Annotated in this window: 9 protein-coding genes, 3 tRNA genes and 2 pseudogenes; 3 read left to right on the top strand and 11 right to left on the bottom strand. The window is 72.7% G+C overall.

Going from position 1 to position 15,767, the window contains the following annotated elements:
- A pseudogene (locus Q0A33_RS08820) lies at positions 1 to 273 on the top strand (glycosyltransferase family 1 protein); the annotation flags it as partial.
- Between the two features lie 122 nt (positions 274 to 395).
- Here Q0A33_RS08820 and Q0A33_RS08815 read toward each other — a convergent pair.
- The 7 genes from Q0A33_RS08815 to Q0A33_RS08785 form a co-directional block, all read right to left on the bottom strand.
- A tRNA-Leu gene (locus tag Q0A33_RS08815) sits at positions 396 to 483 on the bottom strand.
- A gap of 65 nt (positions 484 to 548) precedes the next feature.
- Positions 549 to 2,318 (bottom strand): bifunctional 3'-5' exonuclease/DNA polymerase, encoded by a 1,770-nt coding sequence (locus Q0A33_RS08810; RefSeq protein ID WP_291795202.1) that lies wholly within the window; start codon positions 2,316 to 2,318, stop codon positions 549 to 551.
- A 106-nt stretch (positions 2,319 to 2,424) separates the two neighbouring features.
- A tRNA-Leu gene (locus tag Q0A33_RS08805) sits at positions 2,425 to 2,512 on the bottom strand.
- Positions 2,513 to 2,662: 150 nt separating this feature from the next.
- Positions 2,663 to 2,750: transfer RNA gene (locus Q0A33_RS08800), tRNA-Leu, on the bottom strand.
- A gap of 97 nt (positions 2,751 to 2,847) precedes the next feature.
- The gene (locus Q0A33_RS08795) at positions 2,848 to 3,735 is read right to left on the bottom strand and encodes a MaoC/PaaZ C-terminal domain-containing protein (protein ID WP_291795200.1); all 888 of its coding nucleotides are present in this window, start codon (positions 3,733 to 3,735) and stop codon (positions 2,848 to 2,850) included.
- Positions 3,735 to 5,099, bottom strand: a complete 1,365-nt coding sequence (locus Q0A33_RS08790; protein ID WP_291795198.1) for a 3-oxoacyl-ACP reductase — start codon at positions 5,097 to 5,099, stop codon at positions 3,735 to 3,737. The genes Q0A33_RS08795 and Q0A33_RS08790 overlap by 1 nt, the downstream gene beginning before the upstream one ends.
- Before the next feature lie 51 nt (positions 5,100 to 5,150).
- Positions 5,151 to 6,449, bottom strand: coding sequence for an acetyl-CoA C-acetyltransferase (locus tag Q0A33_RS08785; protein ID WP_291795196.1), 1,299 nt, complete (start codon positions 6,447 to 6,449; stop codon positions 5,151 to 5,153).
- An 80-nt stretch (positions 6,450 to 6,529) separates the two neighbouring features.
- Here Q0A33_RS08785 and Q0A33_RS08780 point away from each other — a divergent pair, with 80 nt between their 5' ends.
- Positions 6,530 to 7,111: a TetR/AcrR family transcriptional regulator gene (locus Q0A33_RS08780; protein WP_291795195.1), complete on the top strand. Its 582-nt coding sequence runs from the start codon at positions 6,530 to 6,532 to the stop codon at positions 7,109 to 7,111.
- Positions 7,112 to 7,137: 26 nt separating this feature from the next.
- On the top strand, positions 7,138 to 9,192 hold the full coding sequence (locus tag Q0A33_RS08775) for an acyl-CoA dehydrogenase family protein (RefSeq protein WP_291795193.1): 2,055 nt from the start codon (positions 7,138 to 7,140) through the stop codon (positions 9,190 to 9,192).
- A 108-nt stretch (positions 9,193 to 9,300) separates the two neighbouring features.
- Here Q0A33_RS08775 and Q0A33_RS08770 read toward each other — a convergent pair whose 3' ends face one another.
- From Q0A33_RS08770 to Q0A33_RS08755, 4 genes and pseudogenes are all read right to left on the bottom strand, one after another.
- Complete coding sequence (locus Q0A33_RS08770; protein ID WP_291795191.1) at positions 9,301 to 10,350, bottom strand: homoserine O-acetyltransferase; 1,050 nt, start codon at positions 10,348 to 10,350, stop codon at positions 9,301 to 9,303.
- On the bottom strand, positions 10,347 to 11,654 hold the full coding sequence (locus Q0A33_RS08765) for a PLP-dependent transferase (RefSeq protein ID WP_291795189.1): 1,308 nt from the start codon (positions 11,652 to 11,654) through the stop codon (positions 10,347 to 10,349). Before Q0A33_RS08765 ends, Q0A33_RS08770 begins: the two co-directional genes overlap by 4 nt.
- A 78-nt stretch (positions 11,655 to 11,732) precedes the next feature.
- Positions 11,733 to 15,224, bottom strand: coding sequence for an error-prone DNA polymerase (locus tag Q0A33_RS08760; protein ID WP_291795187.1), 3,492 nt, complete (start codon positions 15,222 to 15,224; stop codon positions 11,733 to 11,735).
- Positions 15,225 to 15,240: 16 nt separating this feature from the next.
- Positions 15,241 to 15,767, bottom strand: a pseudogene (locus Q0A33_RS08755) (DNA polymerase Y family protein); the annotation flags it as partial.

Raw genomic sequence — 15,767 nt, 5'->3', positions numbered from 1 at the left:
TTCGCGGTGCGCGACGGCGTGGGCGGTCTCCTGTTCGAGCCGCACGACGCGGACGACCTGGCGCGGAAGGCGATGCGCGTCCTCGACGACCCGCAGCTGGCCGCACGCCTGTCCGCAGGAGGACGCGCGGAGGCCGAGGCCAGCTCCTGGCGGACCTCCACCGAGGCGCTCGTGGGCGCCTACGAGGAGGCGGTGGAGCGGCACTGGGCGGACCGCCGCCCGCCCAGCTGGCACATGCGCCTGTGGGGCAGGCCGATGCCGCGGGCGGAATAGGGGGCTGCGGCAGCAACGCGGATCTGACATGTCCCCGGGCGCGGGTATCCCGCGGCATCGGCAGTCGCGAATGGCGGAAGCGCCGCCGGATCTGTGCGATCCTGCGGCGCTTCTGCGACTTGTGCGCGGAGGGGGACTTGAACCCCCACGTCCGATAAATTGGACACTAGCACCTCAAGCTAGCGCGTCTACCTATTCCGCCACCCGCGCGGGCAACACGGATGAGCGTACACAGCCGGGCGCGGCAGCGACAACCTCGGAGAGTATGCCCTCGATCACACGGACACCTCTCCCTCCCGAGGGCTCTCCTTCTCCGCGCCCTTGTCCGCGCGTTCGGAGATGCGCAGGTCGAGGGGGAAGTCCACCGGCGCGTTCCCGAAGAGGAGGCGGCCGGCCTCCACCGCACTTGCGCGCACGGCCTCGGCGGCGGCCTCCGCCTGGGAGGCCGGAGCATGGACGATGACCTCGTCGTGGAGGAAGAACACGGGGTGTGCGCGCCGGGCGAACACCGGGCCCGAGGCCGTGGCCGGCGGTGCCTCGACGTCCTCCGGCAGGGCGGCCAGTCGCGTGCGCAGGAACGCCAGCCACGCGAGCGCCCACTCGGCCGCCGTGCCCTGTACGACGAAGTTGCGGGTGAACCGGCCGTGCTCGCGGGAGACGCGCCGGGCGCGCTCCGGGTCCGCCTCCGCATCCGGTTCCGGCAGCTCCGGCGAGGTGCGGCCCAGCCAGGTGCTCACGACGTCGCCGCGCTCCCCCAGCGCCGCGGCACGGTCCACGAGCCCCATCGCGGCGGGGAACGCGCCACGCAGACGCGGGACCAGCACCCCGCTCGCGCCGGTGGTGCCGCCGTACATGGCGCCCAGAACCGCGGTCTTCGCCTCGTCCCGCGAGGACACGGCACCGGTCGCCACGATCCCGGAGTAGAGATCCGCGCCCGCGGCGGCCTGGGCCATCGCCCGGTCCCCGGCCATCGCCGCGAGGACGCGCGGCTCCAGCTGCGCGACGTCCGCAGAGACCAGCTTCCAGCCGGGGTCGGCACGCAGGGCCGGGCGCAGCTGCCGGGGGATCTGCAGCGCTCCCCCGCCGGTCGAGGCCCATCTCCCCGTCACCACGCCGCCGGGCACGTAGACCGGGCGGTAGCGGCCGTCGTGCACCCAGGCGGCCAGCCAGGACCAGCCGTTGGCGGTGAGGAGGCGCGCCAGCTTCTTGTAGTGCAGCAGCGGACCGATGGCGGGGTGCTCATGTTGCTGGAGCTCCCACTGCGAGGTCGAGGAGACCGCGATGCCGGCGCGCCGGAGCGTCTTCACGAGCTTCACCGGCGAGTCGAGCTCCGCGCGGGGATCGCCCAGGGCGCGGCGGACCTCCTCGGCCACCGCCTGCATGCGCGCGGGCTTCGCATCGAACTGTGGGCGCGGCCCCAGCGCCTCGGTGAGGATCCGGTCGTGCTCATCCACGTCCCACGGGACGCCCGCGCCGCGCAGCTCCTCGGCGATGAGCCCGCCGGCGGACTCCGCGGCGAGGAGGAGACGCAGCGAACGTGCGCGTGCGGGGTCGTCCGCCTCCCGGAGTGCCGTGAGGTGCCGGGCATGCTCCGCGAGGGCGGAATCGAGATCGTGGGGCACCTCCCGCGCCGTGCCGCCGGGGCCGGTGTAGTCGAAGAGGGCCTCCCCGTCGCCGGGCTCCGCCGCCGAGGCCGAGGCCGGGGGCGCCTCCCAGCGCGGATCCTCGCGCAGGGGCGCATGGTGGCGCACGGCCGCAGTGCGGGAGAGGATCGTGTGGCAGAGGCGGAGGTCGTGGCACCGGTCCACGCGCACGCCCGCGGCGAGCAGCTGTGGGTACCACACCGAGGTGTCGCTCCACACCCAGCGGGGTCGCACCGTGCGCTCGCGTGCGGCGATCGCCTCTGGAAGGTCCGCCGTGGAGACCCGATCGCGGCGGCCGGGCACTCCGTCCCCGTCGAGGTCGACGAGGACGACGGAACCGGAGGAGTCGGAACCCACGAGGACGGAGTGCACGGCTTCCTCTCCTGCGGTGACGAGCGGCATGCCCCAGAGAGGCCGCCGGGATGAAGGAAGGCCTCCGGACCGGAATGTCTCCCGAGCCGAAGGCCTCTCTGTGTGCGGCACCGTCTCTGTGCGATGTCGCAGTCTGTGCGCGAAGGGGGACTTGAACCCCCACGTCCGATAATGTGGACACTAGCACCTCAAGCTAGCGCGTCTACCTATTCCGCCACCCGCGCAGGCAACATCGCAACCTTACACAGCGGCTCCTGCAGAGCGCAAATCGCCGAGCCCCCGCTTGCGTGCCTGCCGTGCACCCCGGAACGGCGGAGCGTGAATCGCAGAAGCGCCGCCGGATCCATGCGACCCTGCGGCGCTTCTGCGAGCTGTGCGCGGAGGGGGACTTGAACCCCCACGTCCGATAAATTGGACACTAGCACCTCAAGCTAGCGCGTCTACCTATTCCGCCACCCGCGCGGGCAACGGAAAGAACTCTACACGCGCTTCCTCGCAGGTCAAAGCCGGTGCGGCCGCTCTGTGAGCGACCTCTCACCCGCATCTGCGGGGAGGGCCCTCAGGACAGCTCCAGGCGTGAGCGCATGTGCAGCTTCCCCTTCTTCGGGCTCCACACCTCGGTCTCGAGCACCTCCGTCTCGAGCACCTCAGCGCCGTGCTCGCCCTCGCCCCGCACCCTGCGCACTCCCACGTCCACACGCGCGGGCAGCAGCACCGGCGAGGCGAACTCCACCTCCCAGGTGAACGGCCGGGTGCGGACCTGCGCCGCGGCGAGCGCACGGGCGGCGGTGTACATGCCGTGGGCGATCCGCGTGGGGAAGCCGAAAGCCTTGGCGGCCGCCCCGCTGAGGTGGATGGGGTTCCTGTCGCCGGACACCCGCGCGTAGGCGGACGCATCGCCGCCGGTGAAGCGCCACTGCAGGACGGGGGTGCCGGGCGTGAACTCCCGGCGCTCGCGCACCACGGCCTCGGCGGCCCCGCGCACGTGCACGCCCTTGGCGAGCATCGTCGAGGTCTCCTCCACCCGCAGCCTGCCGGCCACCTCGAAGCGGGTTGCGACGACCACCTCGGTCCCCTTGGCGTGGGCGCGGATCTCCTCGATCCAGACGGTCGCACGGACCGCCTCCCCCACTCGCACGGGCTCGTGCTGCGTGACGGTGTTCGCCAGATGGACCATGCCGACGAGCGGCAGCGGGAACTCCCGTGCGCTCATGAGCTCCATCGACTCCTCGAACGCCTCTGCGTGCAGATAGGTGACGGGGACGGCATCGGCCACCGGCTCGTGCACCACGCGGCAGAACTCCGCCACCTTCTGCGCCTCCGCGGTGAACTCCCGGACCCGGCGCGGTGAGGCGTCACCGGCCACACGGCTGAGATCGCCGCCGGCCGCGGGCCGGAGGCGGAGGCGTGCACTCTGCGCGGCACCCTTCGCATAGGTCTTCAGCATCAGGCCCCCATCATGTTCTGGCCGCACACGCGCAGCGTGGAGCCGTTGATGCCGGTCGCCGCGTCGGAGCCGAGGAACGCGATGGCCTCCGCGACGTCCTGGGGCAGACCGCCCTGCTGCAGGCTCGAGATGCGGCGCCCCAGCTCGCGGGTGAGCACGGGGACCTTCTTCGTCATCTCCGTCTCGATGAACCCCGGAGCCACCGCGTTGACGGAGCCGCCCAGCCGGGCGAACTGCGCCGCCGAGGCCGCGGTCATCCCGATGACGCCCGCCTTGGATGCGGAGTAGTTGGTCTGCCCGCGGTTGCCGGCGATCCCGGAGATCGAGGCCAGCGAGACGACGTGCGGGGTCATCCCCCAGGCGCCCGCCTCGGTGAGCCCGGCGCCCAGCCGCAGCTGCGCCTCGATGTTGACGCCGAGCACGGAGTCCCAGCGGCCGGCGTCCATGTTCGCGAGCATCCTGTCGCGGGTGATGCCGGCGTTGTTGACGAGGAGATCGACGGGCCCGCCCACGTGGGCGGCGATGGCGCTGCCGGCCTCCGGGTCCGTGATGTCGAGCTGGAGCGCCCGGCCGCCCACCGCGTTCATCGTCTTCGCGAGGGCGTCACCGGCCTGCGGGACGTCCACGCCGTGCACGTGCGCGCCCTCGCGGGCCAGGGTGGCGGCGATCGCCGCGCCGATCCCCCGCGCGGCCCCGGTGACCACGGCGGTGCGCCCGGCGAGGGTGCGGCCCGCGAACTCCTGCGCGGTCACGTCTGCACCGGCCTCGGTGCCCACCTCGAGGAACTGACCGGAGACGTAGGCGGACTTGGACGAGAGCAGGAACCACAGCGCGGCGCGTGCGCTGGGGGCGTCCATCGGCACGCCATCGGCCACGACGATGCCGTTGGCGGTCCCGCCTGCGCGCATCTCGTGGGCCAGTGAGCGGGTGAGGCCCGTGACGCCGTTGCGAGCGGCCGCGAGTGCGGGGTCGATCTCCGTCGAGGGGTGTGCCGCGGTGCCGGGCATGCGGGAGAAGGTGATGACGCGGGAGCACCTCGTGAGGCTGCGCAGCGCTCCGCCCACCTCGAGCGCGGTGCCGGAGAGGTCGCCGGGTGCCGCCGCCTCGTCGAGGAAGGCGAGCACCGCCTGCAGCTTCTCCGAGGTGGGGGTGCGCCGGACGTCGAAGCCGTTGTCGAGGAGCAGCTGCGCGTAGGCGTCCGCCGCCGCAGAGGGCCCGAGCACGAGGACGGGCTCTGAGAGATAGGCGCCGTCGGCCATGCGCCGCAGCGGCACGGGAGCGGGCAGGCCCAGCTTCTTCACGAGGAGCTTGAGCGGCCCGTTCGCGAGCTCCGTGTACCGGTCGTGGGGGTGAGAGTCGGCCATGAGGGGTTCCCTTCCAGACTTCATGAGTGCCAGACGTGGATGTGTGCGTGCTCAGGCTTCGATGATCGCGGTGAGACCCTGGCCGCCGGCGGCGCAGATGGAGACGAGGGCGCGCTGCTGGCCCGTCTCGTGGAGGTGCTTGGCGACGGAGGCGACGATGCGGCCTCCCGTGGCCGCGAACGGGTGTCCGGCGGCCAGCGAGGAGCCGTTCGGGTTGAGCTTCGCACGGTCGATGCGGCCCAGTGCGCCCGGCAGGCCCAGCTTCTCCCTGCAGAACTCCTCGCTCTCCCAGGCCGCGAGGTGGCAGAGCACGGTGGAGGCGAAGGCCTCGTGGATCTCGAACACGTCGATGTCCGCGAAGGTGAGGCCGTTGCGCTCCAGCAGCCGCGGCACCGCGTAGGCCGGCGCCATGAGCAGGCCCTCCTCGCCGTCCACGAAGTCCACGGCGGCCGCCTCCGCATCCGTGAGGTAGGCCAGCGGCGTGAGGCCGTGCTCTGCCGCCCAGTCCTCACTGGCGAGCAGGACCGCCGAGGCCCCGTCCGTGAGCGGGGTCGAGTTGCCGGCCGTCATCGTGGGCTCCGCACGCAGCTCACGTCCGAACACCGGTGAGAGCTTCGCCAGGGACTCCGGTGTGGAGTCCGGGCGCAGGTTGGTGTCGCGGGTGACGCCCAGGTACGGGGTGACGAGGTCGTCGAAGAAGCCGCGGTCCCAGGCGGCGGCGAAGTTGCGGTGGGAGGCGAGCGCGAGCGCGTCCTGGTCCTCGCGGGTGATGCCCCACTCCGCGGTGGTGAGCGCCTGGTGCTCGCCCATCGACTTGCCGGTGCGCGCCTCGCCGTTGGACGGGGCCTGCGGGGCCAGATCGAAGGGGCGCAGGCGCGCGATCGCCTTGAGGCGCTGGGAGATGGTCTTCGTCCGGTTGATCTCGAGGAGGACCTGGCGGAGCTCCTCGCTCACCGCGATGGGGGCGTCCGAGGCCGAGTCCGCCCCCGCTCCGATCCCGGACTCGATCTGGCCCAGGCGGATCTTCTGCGCGATCGTCACGACGGATTCCAGGCCGGTGGCGCAGGCCTGGCCGAGGTCGAAGGCCGGCGTGGTGGGGGCGAGCGCCGAGCCGAGCACCGCCTCGCGCGTGAGGTTGAGGTCCTTGGAGTGCTTGAGCACCGCACCGCCGGCGACCTCGCCCAGTCTCTCGCCGGCGAGGCCGAACCGGGCGACGAGCCCGTCGAGGGCGCTGGTGAGCATGTCCTGGTTCGAGGCCCGCGCGTACTCCTTGTGGGCGCGGGCGAACGGGATGCGGTTGCCGCCCAGGATCGCCGCGCGGCGGATGTGCTGGGGCTGGGTCGTCGTCATGTTCTCTCCCTTGGAGGCCTGGAGTGTGGACTCTGTGAGCGGTTTCACCGGTACCGAGAGTACCTGATACCGTCAGTCACATGAAACAGGACACCCTCGACGGGCGCAGCTCCCGGTGGGACGCCCACCGGCGCACCCGCAGACGGGAGCTGCTGCGCTCCGTGCGGAAGGCCATCGACGCGCACGGCGAGTCCCTCTCGATGGACGCCCTCGCGGAGACGACGGGCACCTCGAAGACGGTGTTCTACCGGTACTTCGGCGACAGGAACGGGCTCACGCGTGCGATGGCGGACTGGGCGACCGGTGTCATCCGCACCTCCATCGACGAGGCCGGCCAGGCGGAGGCGGACCCCTATCGCAGCCTGCGATCGATGATCGCCGCGCTCGTGGGCCTGGGCCTGCGCTCCCCCGGCGTCTACCGCTTCTGCGACTCCGCGCTCACCCCGGACACCGGCAGCGGCGCGCTCCACACCGACGTGGCGTCGCTGCTCTGCGCGCGCATGGGCCTGACGGACGCAGAGGGGCGGATGTGGGCCCAGGGCGCCGTGGGCTTCGTCCGCAGCTGCACGGCCGCCTGGCTGGACGCCCCCACGGACCCGGAGGACTTCACGGCGCAGCTCGCCGACTGGCTCTGGGCCTCACGTCCGCGCACACCCGACTGACCACAGACACCCGAGAGGACACCCCGATGGAAGGACGCAGAGTGGAGACGAACGCACTGGACCCCGCCGTGCTGGGCGCGGTGCTCGACGGCACCTGGGCCGCCGCCCGCCGCCGAGGCCGTGAGACCGCAGCCGACCCGCGCGCCCATCTGCCCGCGGAGGGCACCCTGGAGGAGCTGCGGGCGGCCACGACCGCCGCCGTGAGCCTGGTGAGCGATTCCGGCCTCACCCGGCTGCCGCTGCCGGAGTCGATGGGCGGGCGGAACACGCACGCCGAGTACGTCGCCGGGTTCGAGGAGTTCGTCACCGCCTCGCCCAGCCTGCAGATCAAGGCCGGCGTGCAGTTCGGGCTCTTCGCCGGCGCCATCCAGCACCTGGGCAACGAGGAGCAGCACGCGAAGTGGCTCGACGACGCCGTCTCCGGCCGTCTGCTGGGCTGCTTCGCGATGACGGAGATCGGTCACGGCTCGGACGTCGCGGAGCTGGGCACCACTGCGACGTACGAGCCGGAGACCGGTGAGTTCTCACTCCACACCCCCTTCCGCGCGGCGACGAAGGAGTACATCGGCAATGCCGCCCGTGACGGCCGCGCCGCCGTGGTCTTCGCCCAGCTCGTCACCCGCGGCGTGAACCACGGCGTGCATGCCCTCGTCGTGCCGATCCGCGATGAGGACGGCACCCCGCTGCCCGGCGTCACGGTCGAGGACGACGGCAAGAAGGGCGGACTGCTGGGCGTGGACAACGGCCGCCTCGCCTTCGACGCCGTGCGCGTGCCGCGCGAGAACCTGCTCACCCGCTACGGCGCGGTCGCGGCCGACGGCGAGTACTCCTCCCCCATCGAGTCCCCCGGCCGCCGCTTCTTCACCATGCTGGGCACGCTGGTCCAAGGGCGCGTCTCCCTCGACGGCGCGGCGGTCGTGGCACAGAAGCTCGCCCTCGACATCGCGGTGCGCTATGCCGGCCAGCGCCGCCAGTTCGCCTCGGCCTCGCCCGTGGAGGAGACCCGGCTGCTGGAGTACCAGCGCCACCAGCGGCGGCTCATGCCTCTGCTGGCGGAGGCGTACGCCCACGGCCTCGCCCACGAGACCCTGCTGCACTCCTTCGAGGCGGTGTTCTCCGGCGAGGACGACTCCGATGAGGCCCGGCAGGTGCTCGAGACCCAGGCCGCCGGCTTCAAGGCGCTGAGCACCCGCGCCGCGCTGGACACGATCCAGGAGTGCCGCGAGGCCTGCGGCGGCGCGGGCTTCATGGCGGAGAACCGGCTCGTGGGGCTGCACGCGGACCTCGACGTCTACGCCACGTTCGAGGGCGACAACACCGTCCTCCTGCAGCTGGTGGGCAAGCGCCTCCTGCAGGACTACGCCGCGGAGTTCAAGGACATCGACTTCGGTGGAGCCGCCCGCTTCCTGGGCGCCCAGGCCGCGGAGCACACGCTCTACCGCACGGGTCTGGCGAACGTGGGCCGGGCCATCGGCGACCTCGTCACCGCGCCGGTGAAGGAGAAGAGGATCCGCTCCGGCAAGGTGCAGGAGGCGCTGCTGGCCGACCGCGTGGAGACGATGGTCGCGGGCCTCGCTCAGGCGTTGCGCCCGGCGGCGAAGATGAGCACAGCTGACGGTGCGGCCCTGTTCAACCGCCACCAGAACGAACTCGTGGAGGCCGCGATCGCCTACGTGGAGCTGCTGAAGTGGCGCAGCCTCAATGCGGAGATGCACCGGCTCGAGGACGCTGGGCGCGCTCCGGCGGAGGCGAAGGCCCTGCGCCGCATCCGCGACCTCTACGGCCTCACGCTCATCCAGCGGCACCTGTCCTGGCACCTCATGTACGGGCGCATGCCGATGGCCCGCGCCCGGCTCATCGACGAGACCGTCAACCGGCTGTGCGCCAAGCTCGCCGCGGACGCCCAGGAGCTCGTCGCCGCGTTCGGCTACGGTCCTCAGCAGCGCCGGGCTCCCATCGCCGAGGACGCGGAGAGCATCCGGCAGGCCGAGGCCCGGGAGTACTACCGGCGGGCACGCGCCCAGGCGGACTGGCCGGTCGACGAGAAGGAGCTGCGCCGCCGCGCCGAGAAGCGCGGCTGAGCCACTCCGTCACACACCGCACATGCCCGCAGCCGCCCACTTATGCGTGGGCGGCTGCAAGGATTCGGGGTGTGGGCGGTGCAAAGAGCCGAGGTCCATGCTCCGCAACTACTCGGCCAGGAACTCCCGGAAGAGCGCGCCGATCTGCTCCACCTCCGTGAGGAAGCCGTCGGGGCCGGCCCAGCTGGGGATCATGCGGCACGGCACGTCCCCGGGCAGGGCCTCGGCCAGCTGCCGCACGTGCTCCGGGGTGTAGAGACGGTCCGAACTCACCGCCGCGACGAGGAACTCCCCGCCGGCGCCGGCGAGTGCGGTGCGCAGATCCTGGCTACGGCCCCGGCGGACGTCGTGGTCCATGAGGGCCTGCGTGAGCACCGCGTAGGAGCCGGCGTCGAACCGGCGCTGCAGCTTGGCCGCCTGGTGGTCCAGGTAGCTCTGGATGGAGTAGTACCGCTCCCCCACGTGCTCCGCCGGCGCCGAGGTCGCCTGTTGCCGGGCACCGAACCTGTGGTTGAGCTCCGCATCCGCGCGGTACGTGAGGTGGGCGATCTGGCGCGCGATGCCGAGGCCGGCCACCGGGTCCGCCCGGATCGCCTGGAGCTGGATGTGGCCCCAGGCGATCTGGTCGGCCTCGGAGTGGGCCGGGGCCGCGACGACCCCGGTGCGCGCCACCCGCTCCGGTGCCATGAGCGCGGTCTCGAGCGCCCGAGCCCCGCCCATCGAACCCCCGAGGACCGCATACCAGCGGTCGATGCCCAGCCGGTCCGCCAGGCACAGCTCCGCGGCCACAGTGTCGCGGATCGTGATGTGCGGGAAGCGGTCGCCGAAGGGCGAGCCGTCCGGTGCGAGGCTGGTGGGGCCGGTCGACCCGCTGCAGCCTCCCAGCACATTGGCGCACACGACGAAGAACCGATCGGTGTCCAGCGGGAGCCCCGGACCGATGAGCCCCGGCCACCACTCGTGCGCGTGGGAGTCCCCCGTGAGGGCGTGCTCGACGAGCACGGCGTTGTCCCCGCCGGGTGCGAGCGTGCCGTAGGTGTCGTAGGCGAGCGTGACCTCGTCCAGGACCTCGCCGCTCTCCAGCCGCAGCGCGCCCAGCGCTGCGCTGTGCTGCGCGTGGCCGGCCACCACCGCCGTGGGAGGCATGATCGCCGTCATGCAGTCTTCGCCGCGGCGAAGCCGAGCTCCAGGTCCGCGAGGATGTCGTCGATGCCCTCGAGGCCCACCGCCAGGCGCACGAAGGCGGGCCCGGCGCCCGCGGCGAGCTGTGCCTCCTCGGAGAGCTGGGAGTGCGTGGTCGAGGCCGGGTGGATGGCCAGCGAGCGGACGTCGCCGATGTTCGCCACGTAGGAGTGCAGCCGGAGCGCGTCGACGAACCTCACCGCCGCCTCGTAACCGCCGGCGAGCGTGAAGCCGAGCACGGAGCCCGGCCCCTTGGGCGTGTACTTCTGCGCGAGTGCGTACGACGGGCTGGAGGGGTGCCCGGCGTACTGGATCGACTCGACCTGCGGGTGCCCGTCGAGGAACGCGAGCACCTTCTGCGTGTTCTCCACGTGGCGCTCCATGCGCAGGCTCAGCGTCTCGACGCCCTGGGCGATGAGGAAGGCGTTGAACGGCGAGGCCGCCGGACCCAGGTCGCGCAGCAGCTGCACGCGCAGCTTGAGGTGATAGGAGACGTTGGCGCCGAACGGCGAGTCCGCGCCCAGATCACGCGCGTAGACGAGGCCGTTGTAGGAGGCGTCCGGCTGGTTGAAGCCGGGGAAGCGCTCCGGGTACCGGCCGTAGTCGAAGCTGCCGGCATCCACGACGACGCCGGCGATGGAGGTGCCGTGCCCGCCCAGGAACTTCGTGGCCGAGTGGATGACGACGTCCGCGCCGTGCTCGATGGGCCGCAGCAGGTAGGGGGTGGCGATGGTGTTGTCCACGATGAGCGGGACACCGGCCTCGTGCGCCACGGCGGCGACGGCGGCGATGTCGAGGACCTCCGAGCGCGGGTTGGCGATGGTCTCGCCGAACAGCGCCTTCGTGTTGTCCCGGATCGCGTCCTTCCACGCCTGCGGGTTCGCGGCGTCCGTGACGAACGTCGTCTCGATGCCCAGCTTGCGCAGGGTCACGTCCAGCAGGTTGTAGGTGCCGCCGTAGAGGCTGGCGCTCGCGACGATGTGGTCGCCTGCACCGGCGATGTTGGCGATCGCGAGGAACTCCGCGGACTGCCCGGAGGCCAGCAGCACGGCGCCCACGCCGCCCTCCAGCGCCGCGAGGCGCGCTTCCACCGTCTCATGCGTGGGGTTGCCGAGACGCGTGTAGATGGGACCCAGCTCTGCGAGCGCGAAGCGGTCCGCGGCGGTCTTCTGGCTGTCGAAGACGAAGGAGGTGGTCTGGTAGATGGGCAGGGCCCGGGCCCCGGTCTGCGCGTCCGGCTCCTGGCCCGCGTGGATCTGAAGCGTCTCGAAGGCTGTCATGGCACCATGGTGGTCCTCCGCGTGACCGGACGGGCTCGGGGTGTCATCTGTCGTCATGTGCGCTGCTGGACGTCGCGGCTACCGGAAGTCACGGGAGCGGACGTTCAGCTGCGTCCGGATGGGCGTGAGCCGGTCCGCGTAGAGGCTCACCACGACGGCGTCCGTGCTCTCCGCCGTCTCCGCACGCTGGATGATCCCGGTGACGGCGAGGACGTTCTTCGTCAGTGCGATCCGCCGGTAGCGGCGCAGCAGACCGGCCGTGCACACCACGTTGAGCATCCCCGCCTCATCCTCGAGGTTGAAGAAGGTCAGGCCCTCCGCCGTGGCCGGGCGCTGGCGGTGGGTGACGATCCCGGCGATCGTCACCCGGGTGCGGGGCTCGGCGGCGAGCGCGTCCGCCGTGGAGCCGTAGCCGCGGGCGGTGAGCTGCTCCCGCAGCACCTCGGTGGGATAGCCGTCCACCGTCACCCCGGTGGCCCAGAGCTGGGCGAGGGTGTCCTCGAAGGCGTCCATGTCGGGCAGGACGGGTGCGGAGACCGGGCCCGAGGTGCCGGGCAGGGTCGCGGGTGAGGCCCCGGCCTGCCCGCCCGCCACCCACAGCGCCCGTCTGCGGTCGAGGCCGAAGCAGCTCAGCGCGCCCGCCGTCGCGAGTCCCTCCAGGGCGGCCTTCCCCAGACCCGTGCGCTGGGCGAGATCCCCGGCGGAGGAGAACTCATCCTCCCCGCGGACCTCCACCACGGCCTCGGCGGCCTCCTTCCCCAGCCCGCGCACGGAGTCCAGGCCCAGCCGGATCGCGAAACCGCCCTCGGAATCCGGATCCCGCTCCAGGTCCGCCCGCGCCCCGGACCGGTTGACGCACACCGGCAGGACCCTCACCCCGTGGCGGCGGGCGTCGGCCAGCAGGGACTGCGGCGAGTAGAAGCCCATGGGCTGGGCGCGCAGCAGGCCCGCGGTGAAGGCGGCGTGGTGGTGCCGCTTGAGCCAGGCGGAGTGGTAGACGAGGTTGGCGAAGCTCATGGCGTGGGACTCCGGGAAGCCGTAGTCCGCGAAGGCGGCGATCTTGCGGAAGATCTCCTCCGCGACGTCCGCCGGCACACCCCGCTGGGCCGCGCCGGCGAGGAACCGGTCGCCCAGCCGGGCCATCGCCGCCTCGGAGCGCTTGGCGCCCATCGCGCGGCGCAGCTCGTCCGCGTCCCGGCCGGTGAAGCCGCCCACGTCCATCGACATCTGCATGAGCTGCTCCTGGAACAGCGGCACGCCCAGGGTCCGTTCGATGCTGTTCTCCAGCAGCTGGTGGAGGTAGACGGGCGTCTCGTCACCCCGGCTGCGGCGGATGTAGGGGTGGACGGAGCCGCCCTGGATGGGCCCGGGGCGGATGAGGGCCACCTGGACGACGAGATCGTAGAACTCCTCCGGCCCCAGCCTGGGCAGCGTGGCGATCTGCGCGCGGGACTCCACCTGGAAGACGCCCACGGCGTCGCCGCGGCGCAGCATGGCGTAGGTGGCGGGATCGTCCGGCGGGATCTCCGCGCGGTCGATGCGCTCGCCCGTGTGCGCGGCCACGAGGTCGAGCATCTCGTGGAGGGCCGTGAGCATGCCCAGCCCCAGCAGGTCGAACTTCACCAGGCCCATCTCCGCGCAGTCGTCCTTGTCCCACTGGACGACGGTGCGGTCCGGCATGGTCGCCGGTTCGATGGGCACCACCTCCCCGATGGGCCGGTCCGCGAGGATCATCCCGCCGGAGTGGATGCCCATGTGCCGGGGCGTGTTCAGCAGATCGCGGGCGTATTCGAGGACGGTGAGCGGGATCTCCGTCTCCTCCGGCTCCGGCAGGCTCCGCCAGCGGTCCATCCCCTTGGAGAAGGCGTCCTGCTGGCCCGGCTCGTAGCCCAGGGCGGCCGCGGCGTCCCGCACGGCGGACCTGGCGCGGTAGGTGATGACATTGGCCACCTGTGCGGCGCGGTCGCGGCCGTAGAACTCGTAGACGTGCTGGATGACCTCCTCCCTGCGGCCGGACTCGATGTCGATGTCGATGTCCGGGTAGCCCTCGCGCTCCGGGGTGAGGAAGCGTTCGAAGACCAGGGTGTACTCCACCGCGTCCACCGCGGTGATCCCCAGGACGAAGCACACGGCGGAGTTCGCCGCGGAGCCCCGCCCCTGGCAGTAGATGTCCTCCCTGCGGCAGAACTCCGTGATGTGGTGGACGATGAGGAAGTACCCGCAGAACCCCATCCGCTCGATGAGGTCCAGCTCCTCCTCGATCTGCGCCCAGGCGTCCGGGCGCTCACTGCGCGTGCCGTAGCGGCGGAGCGTGCCCTCCTCCACGAGGTCGCGCAGGTGCTGGGCCTCCGTCACGCCCGCGGCCGCCTTCTCCTCGGGGATGGGCGCATGGGGCAGGCCGGGCGCGGCGAGCCGGAGGCTGAAGGCGGTCTCGGCGGCGAGCGCGGCGGCGTTCTGCACGCTGATGCGGGGGAAGCGGGCGAGCATCTCCTCGCCGGAGCGGATGCGTGCGGCCGCCGTGGGCGGGAGCCAGCCGGTCATCTCCGCCAGCGGCCGGCGGGCGCGCACGGCCGCGCGGACGGCGGCGTCCCGGAACCGCGCGCGGGTGGCGTAGTGCACCGCGTTGGTGGCGACGGTCGGCAGCTGCGCACGTGCGGCGAGCTCCTCGAGGTGGCGGATGCGCCTGTCGTCGCCGGGTAGCCCCGCGTGGGTGAGCTCCACGACGAGGTTGTCCGGGCCCGCCGCGTCGCGGAGGCGGCGGAGGACGCTGAGGCCGCCGTCCGGGTCGTGCGGGTCCGTCAGCGCCCGGCCCAGTGCGCCCTTGCGGCAGCCCGTGAGCAGCTGCCACTGCCCGGACTCGCGCGTATGGGCCAGCAGCGCCTCCCGGTCGAACACCGGCCGGTTCTTCTCCCCCGCGAGGTGGGCCCGTGTGAGTGCGGCGGACAGGCTGCGATAGCCGTCCACCCCGCGGGCGAGGACGAGCAGGTGCTCCGCGGCGGGGTCGACCTGCCCGGGGATGCGCGCGGTGAGGCCGAGGGAGAGCTCCGCGCCGAACACGGTGGCGATGCCGTGTGCCGCGGCCGCCGCGGCGAACCGCGGTGCCCCGTAGAGGCCGTTGTGGTCCGTGAGCGCGATGCCGGTGAGCCCTGCCGCGGCCGCGGTCTCCACCAGCTCCTCCGGGTCCGAGGCGCCGTCGAGGAAGCTGAAGTCCGAGTGGACGTGGAGCTCCGCATAGGGCGCGCGGGCGGGCAGCGGTGCGGGATGGGAGCGCGGCGCGGACGGGCGCGCGGAGCGGGTCTCCTCGCCGCCCGGCTCCGCACCGGCCGCCTCCGCGTCTCGTGCCGCGCGCAGCCGGGCGAGGCCGGGGACCGAGCCCAGCCCCAGGAGGCCGCCGCGCGCAGGGGGTGAGGCCTCGGGAGCGGACTCCCCAGCGGCCTCGGGCTCCCTGCCCGCGTAGCGGTCCGGCCGGGAGAACGCCGGTGCGTCCGAGCCGTTCGCTTCGCTCCGGTCCGCCTCACCCCAGGAGGCCAGCGCGTGTGAGAGCTCGGACCAGGGTGTGCGTGCGTTCATGCGTGCTCTCCCCCGTTCATGCGTATTCCCCCCGCAGCCGCCACCGGCCGTGCTCCCGCGCGAGGAGGTAGGCGCTGCCGTCCTCGCAGAGCACCTGCAGCCTGCTGAGGTAGCGGCGCTCCACAGGCTCCGGCCAGGCGATCTCCGCCGCCCAGACCTCGGAGTGGCCCACCACCCGCCGTGCGCCCACCCCGGGGATGCGCAGCAGCTCCGGGGCACTGTCCAGTCCGGACGGGCGGGCGACGACGTCACGGCCGCGGGCGTCGAGCAGCTCCACGGGCGTGCGGAGCACACGGGTGGGATGCGGACGGGGGACGGCTCCCGGCCAGGCCGCGGCCGGATCGCGCAGGGGCTGCGGGCGCTGCTGCCAGGGCGTCCAGAGGTCCGTCTCCTCGGGATCGCGTCCGCCCTGCAGCACGGGCACGCGCACCGCGTCCGGGCCGAAGAGCCCCTGGAGCCGCTCGAGGCTGTGCGTCACCGCGTCATCACCGGATCCCTCGCCGAACAGCGGCCGCGGCGCGGCCAGCGGTGCGGCGAGCTCCG

Source organism: Brevibacterium sp. (assembly GCF_022712115.1).
GTDB classification, from domain to species: domain Bacteria; phylum Actinomycetota; class Actinomycetes; order Actinomycetales; family Brevibacteriaceae; genus Brevibacterium; species Brevibacterium salitolerans.
This window is presented reverse-complemented; position numbering and strand designations above follow the sequence as displayed.